The organism is Virgibacillus byunsanensis (assembly GCF_042675965.1).
In the GTDB taxonomy this organism is placed as follows: Bacteria; Bacillota; Bacilli; order Bacillales; family Amphibacillaceae; genus Virgibacillus_R; species Virgibacillus_R byunsanensis.
The window spans coordinates 37,981-60,239 of record NZ_JBHTKJ010000026.1 but is presented as its reverse complement, the minus strand read 5'-3'; the positions used below and the strand labels follow the sequence as shown (position 1 = coordinate 60,239).

Genomic DNA, 22,259 nt, shown 5'->3' with positions numbered 1-22,259 from the left:
AGCGGGTTGATATTACTATATATCAATCCGCTTGTCTGTTTGTAACGCCTATCTTTCGCCTATATTATTCCTCCTGCGAATATGGTATACTTTTGTCGTATGTTTCACTATAAAATGTTAACTATTATACAATTTATTATATAAGAAAAATAAGGGGGATAAGTATGCAGCATATGAAGGATAAAACAGATAATAATCAGGATAATGTTATCCCTTTTATACCTGACGGTGACTTTTATTTCACGAAGGGCGTAGAAGCTTTTCAGAGAAGGAAATTTGAAATTGCTATTAAATGGCTAAAAAAAGCTGTTGATACAAAACCTAATGATCCATTATATCAATGTCAAATGTCGATTATATATACAGAGGTTGGTGCGTTTCATGCAGCCAATCAATTGCTGACTAAAGTTTTACAATCAACCGGTGATCAGTATGCAGATTGCTATTATTTACTAGCAAATAATTATGCTCATTTAGGGCTTTTAAACGATGCACGAAAATATGCTACATCGTACCTTGATAAGGAGCCTGATGGTGACTTTACCGAAGAGGCAAAAAGTTTGTTGAATTTAATCGACATTGATGAAGAGGATTACGACTTTGAGCTTGAATCAGAAGATGAGCTACTCATTTTCCAGGAAACTGTTTTTTATCACATGGAAAATAAGGAATATGATAAAGCACTGCCATTGTTAGAGGAAATGATCACAATATTTCCAGATCATCAATTACCAAAGCATGACTATACACAAGCGTTATTCTTTTCTGGGAATGAAGAAGAGGCTATCCAAATGGAGTTAGACATGTTAAACGAGCAGCCTGATTCCTTGTATAGTCATATCAATTTAGCGATATTTTATTATGAACGTAATCAAATGCAGGAATATGTTCCTCATATTCAGACATTACTAAATGTATATCCCATACATGAACAACAAAAGCTTAAAATAGCTACAACATTGGCTAGAACTGAGTATTATAAAGAAGCATATTCTAGGTTTCGCATGCTCGTAAAAGGATTGATAAGTGGCCATCTATCCTATTATAGATGGTACAGTATAACAGCTTTTCATTTGGGCGAAACTTCAAAAGCTCTTGCCTTATGGGAAGAAGGGTGTAAGAAACATCCTAATTTGTCTAAAGAAGATAGACCCTGGCAATAGGTTGAGCAGAATAGTAGACGTACAGGACAGTGTCTTATACGATATATATGGCTTATATTTATTAGAGAAAAGGGGCTGAAGTAAATGTCCGAAGACCGTATGTATGATGTTATTATTGCAGGTGCTGGACCGGCTGGAATGACAGCGGCTGTTTACGCATCTCGTGCAAATTTAGAAACATTAATGATTGAACGTGGTATTCCAGGCGGCCAGATGGCTAACACGGAAGATGTGGAAAATTACCCTGGTTATGATCATATTTTAGGGCCAGATTTGTCCAATAATATGTTTGAGCATTCCAAGAAGTTTGGTGCTGAATATGCATATGGCGATATTAAAGAGGTTATTGATCATGGTGATTATAAAACTGTAATTGCAGGTAAAAAGGAATATAACACACGAGTACTAATTATCACTACAGGCGCACAATACAAGAAAATAGGTATTCCTGGTGAAGAAGAATTAGGCGGACGTGGAGTTTCCTATTGTGCTGTTTGTGATGGTGCCTTTTTCAAAGAGAAAAACCTTGTTGTCATCGGTGGAGGAGACTCTGCGGTTGAAGAGGGTATATATTTAACACGCTTTGCCAATAAAGTTACCGTTGTTCATCGTCGTGATGAACTTCGTGCTCAAAAGATTATTCAACAGCGTGCTTTTGATAATGAAAAAATTGATTTTGTATGGGATACTGTTGCAAAAACTATAAATGGACCTGATGGTAAAGTTAGCAGTGTATCATTGCATAACAACAAAACAGGTGAAGAAAATGACTATCCAATTGATGGGGTATTTATCTATATTGGAATGGTACCGTTGAGCGAACCATTCAAATCACTTGGAATTACAAATGATGAAGGGTATATCCCAACAAATGAACACATGGAAACGAGTGTTCCAGGCGTGTTTGCAGCTGGAGATATCCGTGAAAAAACATTGCGTCAAATTGTTACTGCTACTGGTGATGGGAGTATAGCTGCTGAGGCAGCACAAAAATATATTGAAGAATTAATGGAAGAACTTAAAGCTGCTAAATCATAATAAAAACAAATGTAAATTGTTTTTATTATAAAGTAATTGCATTTTAACGCTGTTGTAACATGCACGAAATAATTTTGGGGTACAATGTAATTAACTAATTGACCCCCTTTTAATAGATAAATTAGTTTATTGCACAGGTGCCGAGCATCTGTGCATTTTTTTTGCTAGTAAAGAAACTATATAACTTGAAAGTTATGTATATTTTCCAGAAAATCAGCCACGTCCAGCTCTGCTGTTAGTGGGCTTTTCTGATCCTTCTTATGATAAGTCAACATCGATTCGCTTAAGCAAAAGGAAGGCCGACTAAAATCGGGCTCTCGGTCCAACTTCTTCATAGCCCTATGAAGGAGCATGTTTCATTTTAGATGAACTTGACTTATCGTCAATAATGGAGAAAGTCAAAGTGAATCTTATACTCTGGAGTGAATCTCATAGTAATTGAGGAAGATCGACTAAAACCACCGCTTTCGGCGGCAGCGTTGACCCACCCGCGATGAACGGGCGCAACCCATACGTCGCTAAATGAGCGCTTGTACTGTTGTTCTAGTTTAACGTTAGTACTTCTAGCTACAGTATATGTGCTGTTGAGGCAATTTCCGTTATCTTGGTACCATTAGTCAATGACATTTCGGGTAAACATAAGGAACAATGGAAGCTTTTGTTATAAACATATCCTTGTTGCTTTGGAATTTTTCATTGTATAATAGTAGTAGTGTATTTCTTAGTTTTACATGAAAATAGGTGAATAATGCATGCAACGTGTAACTAACTGCATATTAATAAATGATAATAGGGTGTTGCTTTTAAAGAAGCCACGACGAGGGTGGTATGCAATACCTGGTGGAAAGATGGAAGAAGGAGAAACTGTTAAGGAATCAGTTATTAGAGAGTATCGTGAAGAAACAGCATTAGATTTATTAGACCCAAAAATGATTGGAACTTTTACGTTTAATGTTTTTAGAGAAAAGAAAATTGTTCAGGAGTGGATGATGTTTACGTTCATATGCCGTACTTATGAGGGAGAATTAACGAAGCACTGTGAAGAAGGTGATCTGGAATGGGTAGCTCTTGATCAGATACAAACGCTACCAATGGCAGAAGGAGATCACAAAATCTTTGAGCATATGTTATCATCCGAATCTATGTTGTTTGCATTGTTTGCTTACACGGAGGACTATGAGCTCCTTGATATACGTCAAGACCCATCTGGACCTTAAGGGAGGGATACATAATGGGTACGAATGAACAAGAAACAAAATTAGTAGTTATAACGGGGATGTCTGGTGCTGGAAAAACAGTTGCAGTTCAGAGCTTTGAAGATTTGGGATACTATTGTGTAGACAATTTACCTCCCGCGTTACTACCGAAGTTCCTAGAACTAATGAAAGATGCAACGAACAATATTCGAAAAGTGGCTCTTGTAATGGATTTACGTGGACGAGAATTTTTCGATTCGTTGTTTGAAGCTTTGGATATACTGGGTGATGAAGATTGGCTTCATGAACATATCCTCTTTCTTGATGCGAAAGATGAAGCGCTTGTAACGAGGTATAAAGAAACAAGGCGTTCCCACCCATTAGCTGTAGGAGGCCTACCGCTGAATGGTATCCAGCAAGAACGAAATATTCTTGATGAGTTAAGAGGAAGAGCCCAGCGGATTATTGATACTACCAACTTAAAACCAAAAGAATTACGAGAAAAAATATTAAAAGCATATACAGAAGAGAAGCAGGAGATTTTTTCAGTTCATATGGTTTCTTTTGGCTTTAAATATGGCATACCAATCGATGCAGATTTAGTTTTTGATGTACGGTTTTTACCAAATCCACATTATGTTGCCCATATGCAGCCCTTAACTGGACTGAATCCTGAGGTATCTTCATATGTGTTTAAATGGTCAGACACCCAAAAGTTTAATGAAAAAGTACTTGATTTACTGCAATTCATGCTACCTCAGTATAAAAAAGAAGGGAAGTCACAACTTGTTGTTGCGATCGGTTGCACAGGTGGACAGCATCGATCTGTGGCGCTTGCAGAACATTTCGCTAAAAAGCTGTCTTCATCATATATTACGCATATTAGCCATCGAGATATTGACAAAAGAAAGGGTCATTAACAATGACTAGGATGCCTAATGTTGTTGTAATTGGTGGTGGTACTGGTATGCCAGTGCTGCTCCGCGGATTAAAGGATTTACCCATCCAACTAACAGCGCTTGTTACAGTAGCTGATGACGGTGGGAGTACGGGTAGGCTACGAACCGAACTGGCCATACCGGCCCCAGGAGATATTCGAAATGTAATAGCTGCTTTATCTGATGCAGAACCGATGTTGTTAGAACTTTTTCAACATCGATTTACAATTGGTAATGGATTATCAGGTCACTCGATGGGTAATTTGTTGTTAGCAGCTATGACCTCTATTACTGGTAATTTTTATACTGGTATTAAGGAAATATCAAGAGTATTAAATGTAAAAGGAAAGATATACCCAATATCGAATGAAAGTATGTCTTTACATGCGAAAATGATAGATGGATCCATTGTATCAGGAGAATCTAAAATTCCACTTGCAAATAAGAAGATTAAGCGTGTGTTTCTTAGGCCTAATCCCGTACAACCCTTACCTAACGCAGTTCGTGCAATTGAAAATGCCGATTTAGTTGTGGTTGCACCGGGGAGTCTTTATACAAGTATATTACCGAATATGATTATTCCACAAATAGACACCGCGATACAAGATGCAAAGGGAAAAGTTGTTTATGTTTGTAACGTTATGACACAAGAAGGGGAGACTACCGGCTTTACTGCTTCTGATCATGTCCAAGCGATTTTTGATCATGTTGGTGAAGGGTCTGTGGATTCCATCATTGTACACAATGAGCCTATAAAAAGGGCAGTTAGAGAAGTATATGCAGAAGAAAATGCGAAGCCAGTCGTGTATGATACGGATCGTTTACTCGAGATGGGCTTACAGATTATTGAAGGTGACATCATTAGTCATACACAGTCAACGTTACGACATGATACATCTAAAATTGCCAAGTTACTCTATTCGATCATATAACTTATAAAATATAATTACCATTTTTCAGTAGACAAGTGCAACTTAGATTTTCTAATGATGAGGAGGTGGTGTGATGTCATTTGCATCTGAGATAAAAAAAGAATCAACAACCGTTGAAGTAGACGAATGCTGTTCACAAGCTGAACTTGCAGCACTAATTCGAATGAATGGTGCTATTTCGTTATCTAAACAAAAATATGTATTAGATGTGCAAACGGAAAATGCGGCAATAGCACGTCGCATCTATACTTTGATTAAGTCACTATATTCATTTCCAGTTGAATTACTTGTACGTAAGAAAATGAAGCTTAAGAAAAATAATGTTTACATTGTTCGTATGAAAGAAGATGTTCAAATGTTATTAGGTGACTTAGATATCTTACAGGAACCGTACAAGTTTATTCGGACCATTTCAACTAAATACCTAAAGAAGAATTGTTGTAAAAGATCCTATCTAAGAGGTGCTTTTTTAGCAGGGGGTTCGATAAACAATCCTGAAACTTCATCCTATCATTTAGAAATATCTAATTTTTATCAAGAACACAATGAAGCTTTATGTAAATTGTTAAATAGCTTTAAACTTCGTGCACGAAAATTAGAGCGGAAAAATGGCTATATAACATATATTAAAGAAGCAGAAAAAATTACAGAGTTCCTTAGCATAATCGGAGCATATAATGCATTGTTCAAGTTTGAAGATGTTCGTATTGTCAGAGATATGCGTAATTCGGTAAATCGATTAGTGAACTGTGAGACTGCTAATCTTAACAAAACGATTGGTGCTGCATTCCGACAGATCGAGAACATTAACTTTATTGAAAATACCGTTGGATTGGATGCGTTACCGGAAAAGTTACGAGAAGTCGCTATCTTACGTGTCCAGCATCAGGATATATCATTAAAGGAATTAGGAGAGCTTGTTTCAAGTGGCGAGATTTCCAAATCTGGTGTAAATCATCGTCTGAAGAAAATAGATGAATTCGCTGAAAAAGTTAGACAGAATGGAACGTTGCTTAAAAAGTAAACTGTTCTATATCATTTAATCAGGTTCCATGATATAATATCGATAATTTAAAGTAATCAAAATAGAAAATATTTCTACATGTTAAAAAGTCGACAGAACAGTATTGCTGTACTGTCGATTATGTGTATTTTACCTATATATAATGAAGATTAGCTATTACGTTGATTATTCAAAAATGATAGCGGTTACGAAAACAGGAGAGGATGAGTACTTTGGTTGAAAGATCTGTTACAATCAAACTTGATAGTGGGTTACAAGCAAGGCCGGCTGCTCAGTTTGTACAAGAAGCAAATCGTTATTCTGCACATTTGTTTCTAGAAAAAGATGGGAAGAGAGTAAATGCAAAAAGTATTATGGGTCTGATGAGTTTAGCTATTACAACTGGGGAAGAAATCACATTAATAGCCGATGGTTCGGATGAGGAAGTAGCACTAAATCATTTAACTACTTTTGTTACGAATTCATAACTAGTACGTTATAACATAATTTCATTTAAAATCCCCCTCCATCTATGATGGAGGGGGATTTTCTTAACTGTCTAGGAAATTATAAAATTAGGAGCCTGTGGATAATTTATTTACTGCTTAAGCCACGTCCAGCTCCGACGTACAGGACGTACTAGTGCCGATGACGCCACAGGACGTGGCGTCATCGGCCAGCGCCCGTGCTGTTAGTGGGCTTCCTGATCCTCCTTACGATAAGTCAACATCGAATCGCTACCGCTCTTCGTGTTTCCTTTATCTCATGCGAATTTGGAAGATCGACTAACTTCGCCGCTTTGCGCGGCAACGTCGACCCACCCGCGATGCGCGGGCGCAGCCCATACGTCGCTAAACGGGCGCTTGCGCTTTTGTTACTTACTTTTTATCTTTATCTGTATTACGCTCAAGAATCTTGTCAATCATACCATATTCAACTGATTTCTCAGCAGTCATGAAATTATCACGGTCTGTATCACGTTGAATAACTTCCAAAGGCTGTCCTGTACGCTCAGATAGAATTTTGTTGATTTTTTCACGCATTTCAATAATACGTCTAGCATGAATTTCAATATCAGATGCTTGCCCCTGAGTACCACCTAATGGTTGGTGAATCATTACTTCACTATTTGGTAGTGCATATCGTTTACCTTTTTCACCAGCAGCCAATAAGAATGCACCCATAGATGCTGCCATACCAGTACAAATGGTTGATACGTCTGATTTAATAAATTGCATGGTATCATAGATTGCCATACCTGCTGTAATCGATCCACCTGGTGAGTTGATGTATATGGAAATATCTTTGTCTGGATCTTCTGCTTCCAAGAACAGTAATTGTGCTACGATTGAGTTGGATACATTGTCATCTATAGCACTTCCAAGCATAATAATACGGTCTTTTAATAAACGTGAGTAAATATCATATGCGCGTTCTCCACGGTTCGTTTGTTCAATAACTGTAGGTATTAAATTCATGTGAAAATCCTCCCTTATTCCTTAACGTGTATCCAATTAATTTGGATCTAATTTTATGATAACTAAAAGGTCAATTAAGGTCAAACGAAAACGTTTGACAATAAATTTACTGATACTTAAGAAATCATAAAAATTCTTCTTCCATCATTCCCTTATCTAAGTAAAATAAACCTATATACTAATTTAAACAAGCTTATATTTATTTTTAGGCCGCCCTTTTTTCCCGTACTGTGCAAGAACTTCAACTTCACCTCTTCCTTCAAGGTAATTTAAGTATCGATGAACGGTTTGGTATGCAATTGGTAATGCAAGTTGAATTTCATTTATGGTGGTCGGTTGCTCTTGTTGTATGAGAAAGTTTTTGATAGACATCATCGTTGCTTGTTTTATTCCTTTCTCGACAAAGGCACTGTCTTTATCTTCTGTTAACTTGGCTATTTTTAAATTTATTTTGATTCTTGAAATTAGGTCTGGTGCTTTAATTGGCTTTAGTGCAAAGTCTGTAGCACCAGCATCTAAAAAGTTATTAGCAATTTCTTGACGTTCATCGACCGTTAAAACAATGATGGGAGTACTTGCATTTGCTTTCCTCATTTCTTTTGTTGTTTTAATTCCATCCCAATCGGGCATATGATAGTCCAGCAAGACTAAATCTGGATTTAGCATATGGAATAGTTCCACTGCTCTTTTTCCAGTTGATGCTTGTATTACATTCCAATTAGCATATTCACAAATTTCTTTTAATGTAAATCGAATATCTTCATTATCATCAACGATTAGTATGGATGTATTCATTGGTTTGTTCACCTACCTTATGGATTGGTAGCAAGATATTCATTTGGGTATGGCTACCTGGAACACTATCTACGGTCACTGTTCCTTCATGATTTTCTACAACACGTTTTACAAAAGAAAGCCCAATCCCAGAAGAGTTTCTCGTGCTAAATCCATCTATCCAAATATTTTTTAAATGTGAATTTTTAATTCCTGGTCCGTTATCCTGTATTTGAAACAAAATATCGCTATCTATTCTTTTGACATTAATATGTATATATCCTTCTTTTCCTGCCAAAGAAGTGACTGCATTTTCTAATATATTGGATATGGCACGGGAAAATCGAGTTTTATTTACATATATTTGAGGTAAGTTTGGTTCCATTTTAATATCCAGATCAATAAATTGTTCATCTAGATTTAAATGACTTGTGACATATTCTAACAGTTCCTTAATATGAATAGGTTGTTTAATATTTTCATAGAGAATTTCAGAAATCATATCCTTCATTATTTCGATCGATTTATCCGTTCGTTTTAAATAAGTAGCTAATGGTCTATCTTCTGAAAGCTGCATTTTCATCTCTATTAAAGAAAGTAAACCTTCAACTGTCACAAGGGGGGTTTTTAAGTCATGAACCAGCATAGTCATTTCCTCATACACCTTTGACTCAACTAAAGCTATCCGTGTTTCCTTAAGTTCTTCTTCCTGTTCTTGGTATTTTTTAAGCGTGTATACCTGCTTGTTAACTAAATGGATTAAAAATGTGAATATAATTGCTATTATAAAGAAAGCAATAAAAAAGATAGTTGCTAATGTATTAAACAAATTGTTTTCCGTAAAAAAACTATCTGCCATTTTAAGACTTATTGCTATATCGTCCGTACCAAATCCAAGTGAAGAAAGTACTGGAATCAATTGAAGCCATTGAACAGAAAGTATTACTAAAAACAAAATGATGGAGAATATAATATAAAAGTTTTTCTGTTTAGGGATATATATTTGTAGAAATACAACAATACCTAGTGTTACGATATGACCCAAATATGAAAAGTGTTCATGATAGATTTGGTTAAATAGAAAAAGGGAAGCCATAACCGTTACGATCAATAATAATGGAAAAGATGACTGTTCTAAATCTTTAGACAGTGAATGTGCAATCATCATGGATCCCAGATAGATTAGGGAAAATATAATGAGGTACTTAGCGATATATGCAAATGAAGAAATAATTAACAGTCCACTATCTAGTAACAGTATACTTTCGTTTATGGATTCAATAATGAATATGGACCACTCATTAAAAAAAGACGGTAATAACTCCCCATAAAATAGAAGTAGCATGCCAATTATACCGATAAATAAATTTTTTCTTTCCCTCATAATTGTGCCCCCTATCGAAATGCAGAGTTAAGTGGTATATGTAGGTCATCGAGTTGCTTAACAAGAGTAGTAGGCACATGATGTTTCTTAAGTTCATTTTTATAGCGGTTCATATTGTATCCATTATTTAATCCGATATAGTAATTTGCATAACCAACAGTATAGGTAAATAACTCCCACGTTCTTTCCTCTTCACGAAAGGGACCGGAAAGATTTATAAGAATAACTGGTAAATTGTTTAGTTTCGCTTCTTCTACAATTTCTTTTGTTCGAATCAATTCCTCTTGAAAACTGCGATTAACATGTGATAATCCATTGGAACTATAACCTAATACAATTATAACACTTTTATAATCATATAAATCTGTTCCAAGTGCTCGTGGGCGATAGTCAGCCTCTAGGTTAAGATTCTCAGCAATTGTGAGAATTATAGTACCTTCAACAGCTTGTCCGGCAGAGGTTATTAAAATTCTTTCTTCTCCAATAGGTGCTGGGAGGTTAGGGTAAGTGTTTATGTGTTTAGCTGTTGAAGAGTTTATAGATGAGAATAAAAAGATCAAACCAAGTAATACGCAAATGAAAACAGGGGTATATTTTTTTAGCAAATAAAGCACCTCCAACTACCATTAAAAGGTAAAGCGTCGCTTTACCTTTTAGTTTACTATATAAATTAAATGGTGTAACTATTTCTTTAACCTTGGATCTAATGCATCTCGTAATCCGTCTCCAAATAAGTTAAATCCAAGTACAACTAGAAAAATAGCTATTCCTGGAAAACCAACTACCCATGGAGCGTTTTGTAACGCAGCGCGCCCATCACTTAACATGGCACCCCATTCTGGAGCAGGAGCTTGTGCACCTAGTCCAAGGAAACTAAGCCCGGCTGCATCTAATATAGCTGTACCAACCCCTAATGTAGTTTGTACAATTATTGGTGCTAAACAATTTGGTAGCACATGCTGCATTAGAATTCTTCCATTTCTGGCTCCAATTGCGCGGGCTGCTTCAACGTATTCGGTCTCCTTTACTGACAGAACGGCTGATCGGACAATTCTAGCAAACTGTGGTATTCCTACTATTCCTACCGCTATCATCGCATTCGTTAAACTTCCTCCTAATACGGCTACTAATGCTATTGCTAATAAAATACTAGGAAAGGCCATCATTATATCAATAAATCTCATAATAATTAGGTCAATCCAGCGTCCAAAGAAACCTGCCACGCAACCCAGCGTAACGCCGATAATTAAAGAAATACCTACAGCAATAACGCCGATTTGGATGGAAATTCTAGTACCAAAAACAATCCGACTGAATATATCTCTTCCTAGTTCATCCGTCCCCAGAAAGTGCTCAGCAGATGGGGGCTGATAACGGTTAACGATATTTTGGTCAGTTATACTATGTGTCGCAATTAGTGGTGCAAATATTGCTGTTAATAGTAAAATAACAATAATACACAAGCCGATAATGGATGTTTTACTCTTAATAATTCGTAATAAGGAGTCAACCCACATACGGTTGGATTTTAATTTTTCTACTTCCTCATTTGGTATTGAATTTGGATCAGGTATAGGATTTGGTTGAAGTGACATAAGCTGCACATCCTTTCTTATTCTCAGTCATAACGAATTCTAGGATCAAAGTATTTATAGAGAAGATCAGTTAGTAGATTTACTAACACAAAAATGGTAGCTATGATCAGAATAGTACTTTGTACTATGGGATAATCGCGTCCCATTACAGCTAAATATACATAGCGCCCTACACCTGGCCAGGAAAAGATTGTTTCTGTTAAAACGGCACCACCAAGTAGTAACCCGAATTGTAGTCCAATTACGGTAAGAACAGGGAGGAATGCATTTTTCAAGGCATGTTGAAAAACTATTAAGTGTTTTTTTAATCCTTTTGCATCTGCTGTTCTAATATAATCTTGGTTCATTACTTCTAGCATGCTAGAGCGAGTCATACGTGCAATGATAGCCATTGGTATGGTTCCCAGTGCTACACCTGGCATTAATAAATGCTGGAATACATCCTTAAACGCAGTCCAATTTCCTGTTAAAATACTGTCTAAAAGATAAAAATTTGTTATGGTATGTAATTCAATTCCCGAAGATATCCTACCTGAGGGAGGTAAAATATTTAATGTTACCGAGAAAAGCCATATCATCATTAAACCGAGCCAAAATATCGGTAATGATACACCAAACAGAGCACCTGTCATACTTAAATTATCAAACCATGAGTATTGCTTCACAGCAGCAATAACACCAGCAAATATACCAACACTCATTGCTAAGATCATGGCGAAGATCGTTAGTTCCACAGTAGCAGGTAACTTACTAGCCATTTCAATCGTTATGTCTTCCTTTGATTGAATGGATTCCCCTAAGTCACCTTGCAAAATATTACCAACAAACCGTCCATATTGAATAATATAAGGATCATTCAAACCCAACTCAACACGTAGGTTCTCAAGCTGTGCCTCAGATGCCTTATCGCCAAGCATGCTCCTAGCTGGATCTCCCGGGATTAAATGGATAAGGGAAAATGTTAGAATGGAGACACCAATTAGTACGGGGATAAGCATGAATAGTCTTCGAATAATGTACTTTAGCATGGTTGCATTCCTCCGTTAAATTTGCACTATTAAACTTTTTACTTTAGAAGTTGTAATAACTGTTTATTTTCAGCATAAAAGTTATCCAGAAGTTTATTTCTAGAGGTTGACTAAGACAATGCAAAGTGCAACCTCTAGATTAAACATGTAATGTACTAAAAATTAATAATCTATTCGTCTAGTTCAATCAAGTTAAATGGTTCACTACCAGTTGGGTGTGGAAGATAATTCAACACCTTTTGACTAGCAGCAATAGGTGGTGTTGTATGCGCAATTGGGAACCATGGTGCATCTTCATGAATCAGTTCTTGGGCTTCCATATAATATTCAGTACGTTTATCTTGGTCCATTTCAGTTTGAGCTGCTTTTAAGAGATCATGTACTTCGTCATCTTTATAAAAAGCGATGTTTCCTGCTGAACCTACTTTTGCATTATCCTTATCTAATAATACATATAGGAAGTTATCTGGGTCACCATTATCTCCAGTCCATCCTAAGAATGCCATATCATGTTCGCCGTTCTCTGTGACTGTTAAATGTGTATCCCAATCATTCTCAACAATTTCTACATTAATGTTTACTTCTTTAAGCATTTCCTGAATAGCTTGAGCTGCAAATTTAGGTTGTGGCATATACGGTCTTGGGTTAGCAAACGTATAAAGTGTTATATCAAAGCCGTCTGCATATCCAGACTCAGCAAGTAATGCTTTAGCTTCCTCTGTATCATAGCCATAATCTTCTATATCGTCATTAAATCCCCAAAGTGATGGAGGAATCGGATTTTTAGCTGCTTTTCCAATACCTTCATATAAGCTAACAAGCGCATCTTTATCAATTGCTAAGTTAATTGCTTGTCGTACCAACTGTTCAGACATAGGACCTTCTTTACTTGTGTTCATTGCCATGTAACCAACGTTCATAGATGGTCTACGTACAATTTGTAAATTCTCATCATCTTCAGCTGTTTGAATATCTTGTGGGTTTAATCCCATCATGAAGTCAATTGATCCTGCTTGAAGCTCCATAAATCTAGCTCCATTGTCAGGAATAGTACGAAAAATAACTTCATCTACTTTTGCAACTTCCCCAAAGTAATCGTCATTTTTTGTGACTGTAATGCTGTCATCTGGCACCCATTCATCAAAGACAAATGCACCAGTTCCGACAGGATTTTTAAAGTAATCTTCCCCGTGTTCTTCTACAGCTTCTGGACTTGCAATTCCGAATGGAGGCATAGCAAGTGTCTGAAGAAATGGTGCATTTGGCTCTGTAAGCGTAAATTGAACTTCATAATCACCAGTGGCTTCTACATTTTCAATAATTCCACTTAAATTGTCTTCAGTAGCACCAAACATATAACCATAGTAAATAAATTCACCAGATGTTGCCCAACGCTCAAAGTTGAAAACTACATCTTCTGCAGTAAATGGATTGCCATCATGGAAAGTAACATCATCGCGTAGTTGGAACGTCCAAACTAAGCCATTATCACTTGTTTCCCATTCAGAAGCAAGTGCAGGTTTCACTTCTGTGTTTTCTTCCTCATATCTGACTAATGTATCGTAAATTTGATTCGTTACGTATATAGATTCACCGTCAGTAACCTTAGATGGATCTAACTGTATGGAGTCAGCACCACGTCCGAAAATAAGCGTTTTCCCACCACTACTGTCATCTGTACTGTCCGTATCTTCTGTGTCATCTTCAGTACCTTCTGTATCCTCTGTTGCTTGATCAGTTGTGTCGTCCGAGTCATCAGAGTTGGCATCATCACTACATGCTGCAAAAACGATTACGATTGCAAATAGTAAAGCAAATAAAGCAAATAAATTACGTTTTTTCAATTTCAGTCCCCCTTTAGAATGGTTGATTAATAAAGTTGCCTGATCGTGGTATTAGTTTTCAACCACCTCCTTAACGAAATGACAAGCCGCCATTTGGCCATCCGAAGAAACTTGCTTCAATTTCGGTTCCTTTGTACGACAAATTGCTTCTGCGTATGGACAACGTGTGTGAAATTTACACCCCTTAGGTGGGTTAGCGGGTGAAGGTAAATCACCGGTTAAAATGATACGCTGCTTTTCCTGTTGTGTATTTGTTTCTGGTACGGCTGATAGCAATGCTTGTGTATATGGGTGCTTAGGACTACTATAAAGTTCATTAACCTCGGCAATCTCGACCAATTCCCCAAGATACATAACTGCTACACGATCACTTATATGGTGGACAACACTTAAATCATGGGCAATAAAAACATATGTTAGATTGAATTCCTCCTGTAAATCCTCCATTAAGTTAATTACCTGGGCTTGAATAGAAACATCCAATGCTGATACAGGTTCATCACAAATGACAAGCTCAGGGTCTAACGCTAATGACCTCGCAATACCAATTCGTTGGCGCTGGCCACCACTGAATTCATGTGGATACCGATGCTTGTGATGAGAATTCAAGCCAACGACATCCAGTAGGCGTTCCAGTTTTGAATTACGTTCTTCTTTTGGTATGTTAAATATTTTCATTGGTTCTGTAATGATCTTTTCAATTGTTTTTCTTGGGTTTAGTGATGCATAAGGATCCTGAAAAATGATTTGCATTTCTTTACGTAACTTGCGAATTTTTTCGCCTCGAAAAGAGGTTATATCTTCCCCCTTAAAGTATATTTCTCCTTCTGTTGGTTCTAGTAATTTAAGAATAGATCTACCTGCAGTAGATTTACCACAGCCACTCTCCCCAACAAGTCCAAGAGTTTCACCTGCTTGAACGGAAAATGAAATGCCGTCAACCGCTTTGAGGACAGGCTTATCCTTTGAAAACATATGTTTACTCTTTAAAGGAAAATGCTTTTTTAAATTTTTTACTTCTAATAATGTACTCATGGAGTTACCACCTTTTCCTCTTTAGACTCTTCATATAATAAGCAACGTACAAGGTGATTATCATCTACTTTTGTTAATGCTGGATCGATGGCTAAACAACTTTCCATGACATGTTTACATCTTGGAGCAAAACTGCACCCTTTTGGCAATGAACGCAAGTCTGGTGGAACACCGTCAATTGCTTCTAACTTCTGCTTTTCAGGTGTTATTTTAGGAATCGAATTCATTAATCCTAATGTGTAAGGGTGTTTTCCATTGTCAAAAAGCTTTTTTGTTTCTGTGAATTCAACCGGCTTGCCTGCATACATTACCATTACTCGATCACAGACCTCGGAGACAACACCTAAATCGTGGGTAATCATAATGATTGACATATTCAATTGCTGTTGCATTTTTTTAAACAGTTCCAAGATTTGTGCTTGAATCGTTACATCTAACGCAGTAGTTGGTTCATCAGCAATAAGTAATGAAGGGTTGCACGATAATGCCATAGCAATCATTACACGCTGACGCATACCCCCACTAAATTCATGTGGGTAGTTTTTTAATCGCTTTTTAGCGTCAGGTATACCGACTAATTCTAACAATTCAAGTGCACGAGTTTTGGCTGCCTTTTTTGAAACAGGCTCATGTGCCAATATGGTTTCAATCATCTGTTTCTCAACCGTAAAAACAGGATTTAAGGAAGTCATGGGATCCTGAAATACCATAGCAATTTCTTTACCACGAATTTGTCGCATTTGTTTAGAAGATTTTTGGAGAAGATCCTCTCCTTTGTAAATAATTTCGCCATTAACAATTTTTCCAGGTGGAGAAGGGATTAACCCTAAAATGGACATAGCCGTTATGCTTTTACCAGAGCCTGATTCTCCAACAATCCCCAATGTTTCACCTGGTTTAATATCAAAAGTAACTCCGTCAACAGCCTTAACAACACTAGATTTACTAAAAAAGTGCGTATGTAAGTTGCTCACTTTAAGGAGTGATGAATCTGTTTCTTCCATATATGTATCCTCCTTTATTGAAAATAGTATTATAATTATTAGACTGTTTAGAATTAACTTATATTATACAATTAAAATCCTGGAATTGAGGTTTTTCTCTTTTTTCCCAAAAACAATAGTATTCAGAATTAATGTAATATGATGGTGGAGGGGTTAGTATTATAGAAAAAGACTTGTTAATCCATAGATGGGACGTTATAATGTGGTATGTGCGTGAATTTATTTTTAGTATGCGCTCGTAGCTCAGTTGGATAGAGCGTTGGTTTCCGGTACCAAAGGTCGGGGGTTCGAGCCCCTCCGGGTGCGCTTATATAAATAAAAAAAAGCTGTCCTTAAAGGGTTCAATAAAACCCCAAAGGACAGCTTTTTTAATTGAATTTATCTTTGCTCTAATCTGCGTATTCTCTCGTCTAGGTCTGGGTGAGAGGAGAATAATTGTGACATACTAGGCTTGTTGCTTATCTTAAGTGTTTGAATGGCAGCATCGTCGGTTTGGTCAACTCTACCAACATGGTTCTTCAGTGAACGCAGGGCATGTGCCATTTTATCTTTTCCGGCAAGGTCTGCTCCGCCTTTATCAGCATGGAATTCTCGGTAACGTGAGTAAGCCATGACGACAATACTTCCTAATATCGAGAACAAAATCTGGAATATAATAATCGCTGCAAACCGGACAATGAATTGCAATTCAGGTTTTACTAAGCGTGAAACGAGAATGGCTGCAATTCTGGAGAAGAATACAACAAATGTGTTCACTACTCCTTGAAGTAGTGTCATCGTTACCATATCACCATTTGCTACGTGCGCAACTTCGTGTGCGATAACACCTTCAACTGCATCCTCATCCATGGAGTTTAGTAGACCAGTAGAAACAGCTACAAGTGATCGTTTTTTACTAGGTCCTGTCGCAAATGCATTAACTTCCCGAGATTGGTAAATCCCCACCTCTGGCATGTGCATTAACCCTGCAGCACGTGATAAGCGGTGCACTTTATCTACAATTGCTTGTTCTCCACGTGAAAGGTTGTCTTCAGGTTTTAATACTTTGACTTTCATCATTTTCTTGGCCATCCATCTGGAAATCATAAGCGAAATGAATGCCCCACTAAAACCAACTAATATACTAAATACCATTATTGATCCAAAGTGTATGGTCTCTCCTGATTGAAAGGAGCCATTAAGATCAGTGAACGATGTGATGAGTGACCATACTATGACGATTGTTGTCATCACTAAAATGTTTGTCAATATAAAAAATAATATTCTTTTCCCCACTAGTACAACTCCTATTCTAGTTAATCTAAATTCTATTAATTAAACTTCATTATAACATGAAAAACGGGTCGAGAGAATGCCTATTTAAGACAAACTAATTCATATGGATGGCACTTCTAGCTAATTTATCAGCGTGATTATTTTTCTTCTCTGGGATCCATTTAATGAAGAAATAAGGAAATTCGCTTGCTTCTTCTTTTATTTTTTCAAGCAAGGGAAGGAACATTTTGTTTTTTGTAAAATCTTTTTCAATCACATCGACAACAAGCTTAGAATCTGAACGAAAAGATAATATCTCATTTGGAAAGTATTCCTGGCATACTTGAAGTCCCTTTATTACTGCGTGGAACTCGGCTTCATGATTGGATAACATTCCTAATGGAAAGGCATGTTCGTAATGATTTCCATCTTTTTTTATATAGATGCCAGCTCCACTTAAACCTGGATCACCGCTTGCTGCACCGTCTGTATATACTTCAATCAATGTTAATAACACTCCTTATCTAAGGCTAAGTATATATTACAGGTGAGTTTTTTCAAAATGTATGGCAAAATAGAAGTAGGACACTTGCTAGGAGGAGAGACAATGGAACCTAAACTCACCCAAGAACAAACATTGCAACGGAAACTGAATCAATCTCTTTTACAAGCAATTCAGATCCTGCAGTTTTCTGGTATTGAATTAATCGAATATATTAAAGAAATAGCTAAAGAGAACCCATTAATTGAAGAAGTGAATTATGATTATGATATTGCTCAGTATAAATCGGCAAATTATAATGAAGTAGCTGTTGGTGAAATCAACCAAACAGAACTATCGATGTATGAACAGTTGAGGCAACAATTATACACACTGGATATATCTGAAACAATGGAGCCCATTGTACACTTTGGAATTGATTCTTTGAACGAAGATGGCTATTTGGATATAGAACTAAAAATGTGGGCAGAGGAATGTAGCACAACTGTTAATTTGGTGGAAGAAGCTCTCGTGAAGATTCAATCACTGGAGCCTTCCGGAATCGGAGCAAGGTCTATTAGTGAGTGTATCCTCCTACAACTAAAGCATACAAGTGTTTATAAGCCATTTGTCGAATCCTTACTAACAGAACATTTAGATTGGATAGCCGATGAAAATGTTAATGCCATCATAGAAGAATACGATACAATAGAGGAAGATGTTTATGCGATATTAGATCAGATTAAACGATGTCACCCTAAACCTGGTCAACTTTTAGCCGTAAAACGCCCAGAGTATGTTATCCCAGAAGCCTCCATTTATAAAGAGGACGGCGAGTGGAGGATTTCGTTTTATAAATGGAATTCACCAACTATTGAGCTTAATCGTTCATATGAAGGTCTTACGAATCTAGAAAAAGACGCTGCCAATTATCTGAAGGAAAAATACAAGCAAATTGACTGGTTGAATCAAGCAATAACCTACCGAACAAATACATTAGAATTAGTGATAAGAAAATTAGTGGAGAAGCAACAACTGTTTTTTGAACATGGATCCTTCATGTTAGAACCGTTAACTTTAAGAGAAGTGGCACAAGAGTTGGATGTGCATATTTCAACCATTAGTCGAACGATAAGTAATAAATATGTTCAAACGAAGCAGGGTGTTGTACCAATTAAGTTCTTTTTACAATCAGGAGTTACGCAGCGAAATGGAAAGAAAACTGCTGCATTTGCTATAAAGCAGTTAATCCATGAGTTAATTCAGCATGAAAATAAACAAAAGCCATTATCGGATGAATTAATAAGAATACGATTGTATGAAGAGTTTGGAATCACGATCGCTAGAAGGACAGTAATGAAATATCGTGAACAATTACAGATACCAGCTTCTATCAAACGTAAATAGTCAAGCTACAGGAGGAATCATATATGTTACATGTTATTTTTTATACAAAAGAGGTTTGCTCATTATGCGACGATGCAAAGGCATTATTGCTTATGTTAGAAAACGATTATCCTTTTCAACTAGAAGAACGTGATATCTATACAAATGATGAATGGTTAGAAAAATATCAAATTTTAATCCCGTTTGTAGAAGTTAATGGAAACACGCTTAACTGTGAGGAACTTAATATTGACTCATTGGAAGAATTGCTTCGGGATGCTTCTCAATCATAATGGTTGAATATTTAGTTTACTGTGGTACAATATTAATGAGCAAATAATTATTTTGCTGTATTTTTTTACATAAGGTGGGACACAATAAAATTACCCGGGACTGAAAACGTCCATCCAAAGGAGTCTCAATATGCGAGATTTAGTTGAACTACAGAAAAAATTGTACCCCGACCTGTTAGAAGTAATACAGCAGAGGTATGTCATTTTAAATACGCTAGCTCTATTTCAACCTATTGGCCGAAGAGGACTTAGTGAACGAACCAATTTAACCGAACGCAATGTCCGTGGAGAAATTGATTTTTTACACGCACAAGGTCTTGTTGATGTAACTACGAAGGGAATGCATATTACAAAAGAGGGAAGGTTAGTTATTGATCAATTAGCTGACTTTATGCGGGAAATAACTGGTTTAAGTGTTTTAGAAAAGCAGTTACAGGATAAATTACATATAGAGAACGTAATGATCGTTCCTGGTGATAGTGATCAACACGATTGGGTGAAAAAAGAAATGGGAAAAGCATGTATATCCTTTCTTGGATCTCGCTTCAGCACGAATCAAACAATTGCTGTTACTGGTGGGACCACTATGGCAGCGGTAGCTGATGAAATGACCCCTTTTGAACATACAAGCCATTTATTTGTTCCAGCAAGAGGAGGCATTGGTGAAAAGGTAGAAAATCAAGCCAACACAATTGTTTCTAAAATGGCAGTAAAGGCTAAAGGTGATTATCGATTGCTTTATGTTCCTGATCCACTTAGCGAAACTTCCTATCAAACCATGATTAAAGAGCCATCCATTATTGAGGTTTTACAAATCATAAAGGATTCGGATGTAATTCTTCACGGTATAGGTGAAGCAATTACCATGGCTAAGCGTAGAAAAACAGAAGAAAGTGTTGTCCAGCATTTAGAAGCAAATCAAGCTGTTAGTGAAGCGTTTGGGTATTATTTCAATGAAAATGGGGATGTTGTTCATAAAGTCCGAACAATTGGCATCCACCTAGATGATTTAGCATCTATTGGTTGTGTTGTAACAATAGCTGGTGGCGGGACGAAAGGAAAAGCAATTTCATCCTATTTTCGTCAAGGAAAAAGTAATGTACTTATAACGGATGAAGTTGCAGCAGAACAGATTTTAAGGGAAAATTCCCCTTTAAATAAATAGAAAGTATAAATTTTTTTAAGAATATAGGAGGAATAAATATGACAGTAAAAATAGGTATTAATGGATTCGGCCGTATTGGACGTAATGTATTCCGTCAGTCTTTAACAAATGATGAAGTTGAGGTTGTGGCTGTTAATGATTTAACAGATGCTGATATGCTTGCACACTTGTTAAAATATGATTCGGTACATGGCCGATTAGATCAGGAAGTGACGGTAAATGGTTCAAATATCGTAGTTGGTGGAAAAGAAATTAACGTGCTATCTGAGCGTGATCCAGCTAATCTAGGCTGGGGAGATCTTGGAGTCGAAATTGTTATTGAATCTACTGGCCGCTTTACTCAACGAAATGATGCACAAAAACATATTGATGCTGGTGCAAAAAAAGTAATTATTTCAGCACCTGCTAAAGAAGAAGACTTAACAATGGTTATGGGTGTTAATGAGCAGGATTATAACCCAAGTGAACACCATGTGGTATCTAATGCTTCATGTACAACCAACTGTATCGCACCACTAGCTAAAGTACTTCACGATAGCTTTGGTTTAAAACGTGGTTTAATGACTACAGTACACTCGTATACAAATGATCAGCAAATTCTTGATTTACCACATAAGGATTATCGTCGTGCACGTGCAGCAGCACAAAACATCATCCCAACATCAACAGGTGCTGCAAAAGTCGTTGGGAAAGTATTACCGGAATTAGATGGAAAACTTAACGGTATGGCAGTGCGTGTACCAACTCCTGATGGTTCATTAGTTGATTTAGTTGCCGAATTAGATAAGAATGTAACGGAAGAAGAAGTAAATGAAGCATTTAAAGCAGCAGCTGAAGGTGACTTAAGCGCAGTGTTGCAATATAGTGACGAACCACTTGTATCCTCAGACATTGTTGGGAATCCATACTCTTCTATTTTTGATAGCTTGTCTACGATGACACTAGAAGATAATATGGTTAAAGTTGTTTCGTGGTATGACAACGAAATGGGCTACTCAGCTCGTTGTATAGACTTAGCGGCTTATATTCAAAAACAAGGACTATAAGTATATATTGTAACGAATTAGGAGGAGGATAAAATCCTCCTCCTTTTCAACGTTAAAACATCTAGAGTATATATTTTCCTGTTACTAAAGTATAATGGTTAATAGATGGAAATCGGGGAAAACCTAAATAAGGGGTTTTTGTACATAAAATTTTTTACGGATTAAAGTATAAGTAAAACTTCGGCACTCGCTACAAGTACGAGGCGACTGCTGCGTTATTCT

At 36.8% G+C, this 22,259-nt stretch carries 22 protein-coding genes and 1 tRNA gene; 12 read left to right on the top strand and 11 right to left on the bottom strand.

Annotated features, from left to right (window positions below):
* The first annotated feature begins 164 nt into the window (after window positions 1-164).
* The 7 genes from ACFQ3N_RS10630 (at window position 165) to ACFQ3N_RS10600 (ending at window position 6,758) form a co-directional block, all read left to right on the top strand.
* Window positions 165-1,163, top strand: coding sequence for a tetratricopeptide repeat protein (locus ACFQ3N_RS10630; protein ID WP_390362194.1), 999 nt, complete (start codon window positions 165-167; stop codon window positions 1,161-1,163).
* Between the two features lie 84 nt (window positions 1,164-1,247).
* Complete coding sequence (trxB, locus tag ACFQ3N_RS10625) at window positions 1,248-2,201, top strand: thioredoxin-disulfide reductase (RefSeq protein WP_390362193.1); 954 nt, start codon at window positions 1,248-1,250, stop codon at window positions 2,199-2,201.
* Between the two features lie 752 nt (window positions 2,202-2,953).
* Window positions 2,954-3,418, top strand: a complete 465-nt coding sequence (locus ACFQ3N_RS10620) for an NUDIX hydrolase (protein WP_390362191.1) — start codon at window positions 2,954-2,956, stop codon at window positions 3,416-3,418.
* 14 nt (window positions 3,419-3,432) lie between these two features.
* Window positions 3,433-4,317 carry an RNase adapter RapZ gene (gene rapZ / locus ACFQ3N_RS10615; protein WP_390362189.1) on the top strand — a complete coding sequence of 295 codons (885 nt, stop codon included), beginning with the start codon at window positions 3,433-3,435 and terminating at the stop codon, window positions 4,315-4,317.
* Between the two features lie 2 nt (window positions 4,318-4,319).
* The gene (locus ACFQ3N_RS10610; protein WP_390362187.1) at window positions 4,320-5,267 is read left to right on the top strand and encodes a gluconeogenesis factor YvcK family protein; all 948 of its coding nucleotides are present in this window, start codon (window positions 4,320-4,322) and stop codon (window positions 5,265-5,267) included.
* Window positions 5,268-5,340: 73 nt separating this feature from the next.
* On the top strand, window positions 5,341-6,291 hold the full coding sequence (gene whiA, locus ACFQ3N_RS10605; protein ID WP_390362185.1) for a DNA-binding protein WhiA: 951 nt from the start codon (window positions 5,341-5,343) through the stop codon (window positions 6,289-6,291).
* A gap of 212 nt (window positions 6,292-6,503) precedes the next feature.
* Window positions 6,504-6,758, top strand: a complete 255-nt coding sequence (locus ACFQ3N_RS10600) for an HPr family phosphocarrier protein (RefSeq protein WP_390362305.1) — start codon at window positions 6,504-6,506, stop codon at window positions 6,756-6,758.
* Between the two features lie 390 nt (window positions 6,759-7,148).
* Here the strand turns inward: ACFQ3N_RS10600 and clpP are convergent, their stop codons facing one another.
* The 9 genes from clpP to ACFQ3N_RS10555 form a co-directional block, all read right to left on the bottom strand.
* The gene (clpP, locus tag ACFQ3N_RS10595; protein ID WP_390362183.1) at window positions 7,149-7,748 is read right to left on the bottom strand and encodes an ATP-dependent Clp endopeptidase proteolytic subunit ClpP; all 600 of its coding nucleotides are present in this window, start codon (window positions 7,746-7,748) and stop codon (window positions 7,149-7,151) included.
* Window positions 7,749-7,931: 183 nt separating this feature from the next.
* Window positions 7,932-8,543: a response regulator gene (locus ACFQ3N_RS10590; RefSeq protein ID WP_390362181.1), complete on the bottom strand. Its 612-nt coding sequence runs from the start codon at window positions 8,541-8,543 to the stop codon at window positions 7,932-7,934.
* The gene (locus ACFQ3N_RS10585; RefSeq protein WP_390362179.1) at window positions 8,518-9,906 is read right to left on the bottom strand and encodes a sensor histidine kinase; all 1,389 of its coding nucleotides are present in this window, start codon (window positions 9,904-9,906) and stop codon (window positions 8,518-8,520) included. The genes ACFQ3N_RS10590 and ACFQ3N_RS10585 overlap by 26 nt, the downstream gene beginning before the upstream one ends.
* A gap of 11 nt (window positions 9,907-9,917) precedes the next feature.
* Complete coding sequence (locus tag ACFQ3N_RS10580; protein ID WP_390362177.1) at window positions 9,918-10,511, bottom strand: DUF6305 family protein; 594 nt, start codon at window positions 10,509-10,511, stop codon at window positions 9,918-9,920.
* 78 nt (window positions 10,512-10,589) lie between these two features.
* A complete protein-coding gene (nikC, locus tag ACFQ3N_RS10575) occupies window positions 10,590-11,501 on the bottom strand; it encodes a nickel transporter permease (RefSeq protein WP_390362175.1) in 912 nt (303 codons plus the stop codon).
* Between the two features lie 23 nt (window positions 11,502-11,524).
* The gene (locus ACFQ3N_RS10570) at window positions 11,525-12,529 is read right to left on the bottom strand and encodes an ABC transporter permease (protein ID WP_390362173.1); all 1,005 of its coding nucleotides are present in this window, start codon (window positions 12,527-12,529) and stop codon (window positions 11,525-11,527) included.
* Between the two features lie 170 nt (window positions 12,530-12,699).
* Window positions 12,700-14,373, bottom strand: a complete 1,674-nt coding sequence (locus ACFQ3N_RS10565; protein WP_390362171.1) for an ABC transporter substrate-binding protein — start codon at window positions 14,371-14,373, stop codon at window positions 12,700-12,702.
* Window positions 14,374-14,424: 51 nt separating this feature from the next.
* Window positions 14,425-15,408 (bottom strand): ABC transporter ATP-binding protein, encoded by a 984-nt coding sequence (locus ACFQ3N_RS10560; RefSeq protein WP_390362169.1) that lies wholly within the window; start codon window positions 15,406-15,408, stop codon window positions 14,425-14,427.
* The gene (locus tag ACFQ3N_RS10555; protein ID WP_390362167.1) at window positions 15,405-16,412 is read right to left on the bottom strand and encodes an ABC transporter ATP-binding protein; all 1,008 of its coding nucleotides are present in this window, start codon (window positions 16,410-16,412) and stop codon (window positions 15,405-15,407) included. The genes ACFQ3N_RS10560 and ACFQ3N_RS10555 overlap by 4 nt, the downstream gene beginning before the upstream one ends.
* A gap of 232 nt (window positions 16,413-16,644) precedes the next feature.
* On the opposite strand from ACFQ3N_RS10555, the gene ACFQ3N_RS10550 reads away from it, so the two are divergent.
* Window positions 16,645-16,718, top strand: a tRNA-Arg gene (locus ACFQ3N_RS10550).
* A 72-nt stretch (window positions 16,719-16,790) separates the two neighbouring features.
* Here ACFQ3N_RS10550 and htpX read toward each other — a convergent pair.
* Both htpX and ACFQ3N_RS10540 read right to left on the bottom strand, forming a co-directional pair.
* The gene (htpX, locus tag ACFQ3N_RS10545) at window positions 16,791-17,687 is read right to left on the bottom strand and encodes a protease HtpX (RefSeq protein WP_390362165.1); all 897 of its coding nucleotides are present in this window, start codon (window positions 17,685-17,687) and stop codon (window positions 16,791-16,793) included.
* Window positions 17,688-17,781: 94 nt separating this feature from the next.
* Complete coding sequence (locus ACFQ3N_RS10540; protein ID WP_390362163.1) at window positions 17,782-18,171, bottom strand: ribonuclease HI family protein; 390 nt, start codon at window positions 18,169-18,171, stop codon at window positions 17,782-17,784.
* A 102-nt stretch (window positions 18,172-18,273) separates the two neighbouring features.
* Between ACFQ3N_RS10540 and rpoN the strand changes: the two genes are divergently transcribed.
* The 4 genes from rpoN (at window position 18,274) to gap (ending at window position 22,037) form a co-directional block, all read left to right on the top strand.
* Complete coding sequence (gene rpoN / locus ACFQ3N_RS10535; protein ID WP_390362161.1) at window positions 18,274-19,554, top strand: RNA polymerase factor sigma-54; 1,281 nt, start codon at window positions 18,274-18,276, stop codon at window positions 19,552-19,554.
* Window positions 19,555-19,577: 23 nt separating this feature from the next.
* Window positions 19,578-19,826, top strand: a complete 249-nt coding sequence (locus tag ACFQ3N_RS10530; protein ID WP_390362159.1) for a glutaredoxin family protein — start codon at window positions 19,578-19,580, stop codon at window positions 19,824-19,826.
* A 130-nt stretch (window positions 19,827-19,956) separates the two neighbouring features.
* The gene (locus ACFQ3N_RS10525; protein WP_390362157.1) at window positions 19,957-20,991 is read left to right on the top strand and encodes a sugar-binding transcriptional regulator; all 1,035 of its coding nucleotides are present in this window, start codon (window positions 19,957-19,959) and stop codon (window positions 20,989-20,991) included.
* Window positions 20,992-21,029: 38 nt separating this feature from the next.
* Window positions 21,030-22,037: a type I glyceraldehyde-3-phosphate dehydrogenase gene (gene gap, locus ACFQ3N_RS10520; RefSeq protein ID WP_390362155.1), complete on the top strand. Its 1,008-nt coding sequence runs from the start codon at window positions 21,030-21,032 to the stop codon at window positions 22,035-22,037.
* The last annotated feature ends 222 nt before the right edge of the window (window positions 22,038-22,259 follow it).

What these genes read in the sequence shown, in the direction of transcription:
- rapZ (WP_390362189.1), top strand. Translation starts at nt 3,433, where the DNA reads ATGGGTACGAATGAACAAGAAACAAAATTAGTAGTTATAACGGGGATG.
- nikC (WP_390362175.1), bottom strand. Translation starts at nt 11,501, where the DNA reads ATGTCACTTCAACCAAATCCTATACCTGATCCAAATTCAATACCAAAT.
- ACFQ3N_RS10610 (WP_390362187.1), top strand. Translation starts at nt 4,320, where the DNA reads ATGACTAGGATGCCTAATGTTGTTGTAATTGGTGGTGGTACTGGTATG.
- clpP (WP_390362183.1), bottom strand. Translation starts at nt 7,748, where the DNA reads ATGAATTTAATACCTACAGTTATTGAACAAACGAACCGTGGAGAACGC.
- ACFQ3N_RS10585 (WP_390362179.1), bottom strand. Translation starts at nt 9,906, where the DNA reads ATGAGGGAAAGAAAAAATTTATTTATCGGTATAATTGGCATGCTACTT.
- ACFQ3N_RS10620 (WP_390362191.1), top strand. Translation starts at nt 2,954, where the DNA reads ATGCAACGTGTAACTAACTGCATATTAATAAATGATAATAGGGTGTTG.
- ACFQ3N_RS10555 (WP_390362167.1), bottom strand. Translation starts at nt 16,412, where the DNA reads ATGGAAGAAACAGATTCATCACTCCTTAAAGTGAGCAACTTACATACG.
- rpoN (WP_390362161.1), top strand. Translation starts at nt 18,274, where the DNA reads ATGGAACCTAAACTCACCCAAGAACAAACATTGCAACGGAAACTGAAT.
- gap (WP_390362155.1), top strand. Translation starts at nt 21,030, where the DNA reads ATGACAGTAAAAATAGGTATTAATGGATTCGGCCGTATTGGACGTAAT.
- ACFQ3N_RS10630 (WP_390362194.1), top strand. Translation starts at nt 165, where the DNA reads ATGCAGCATATGAAGGATAAAACAGATAATAATCAGGATAATGTTATC.
- ACFQ3N_RS10570 (WP_390362173.1), bottom strand. Translation starts at nt 12,529, where the DNA reads ATGCTAAAGTACATTATTCGAAGACTATTCATGCTTATCCCCGTACTA.
- ACFQ3N_RS10530 (WP_390362159.1), top strand. Translation starts at nt 19,578, where the DNA reads ATGTTACATGTTATTTTTTATACAAAAGAGGTTTGCTCATTATGCGAC.
- trxB (WP_390362193.1), top strand. Translation starts at nt 1,248, where the DNA reads ATGTCCGAAGACCGTATGTATGATGTTATTATTGCAGGTGCTGGACCG.
- whiA (WP_390362185.1), top strand. Translation starts at nt 5,341, where the DNA reads ATGTCATTTGCATCTGAGATAAAAAAAGAATCAACAACCGTTGAAGTA.
- ACFQ3N_RS10525 (WP_390362157.1), top strand. Translation starts at nt 19,957, where the DNA reads ATGCGAGATTTAGTTGAACTACAGAAAAAATTGTACCCCGACCTGTTA.
- ACFQ3N_RS10590 (WP_390362181.1), bottom strand. Translation starts at nt 8,543, where the DNA reads ATGAATACATCCATACTAATCGTTGATGATAATGAAGATATTCGATTT.
- ACFQ3N_RS10560 (WP_390362169.1), bottom strand. Translation starts at nt 15,408, where the DNA reads ATGAGTACATTATTAGAAGTAAAAAATTTAAAAAAGCATTTTCCTTTA.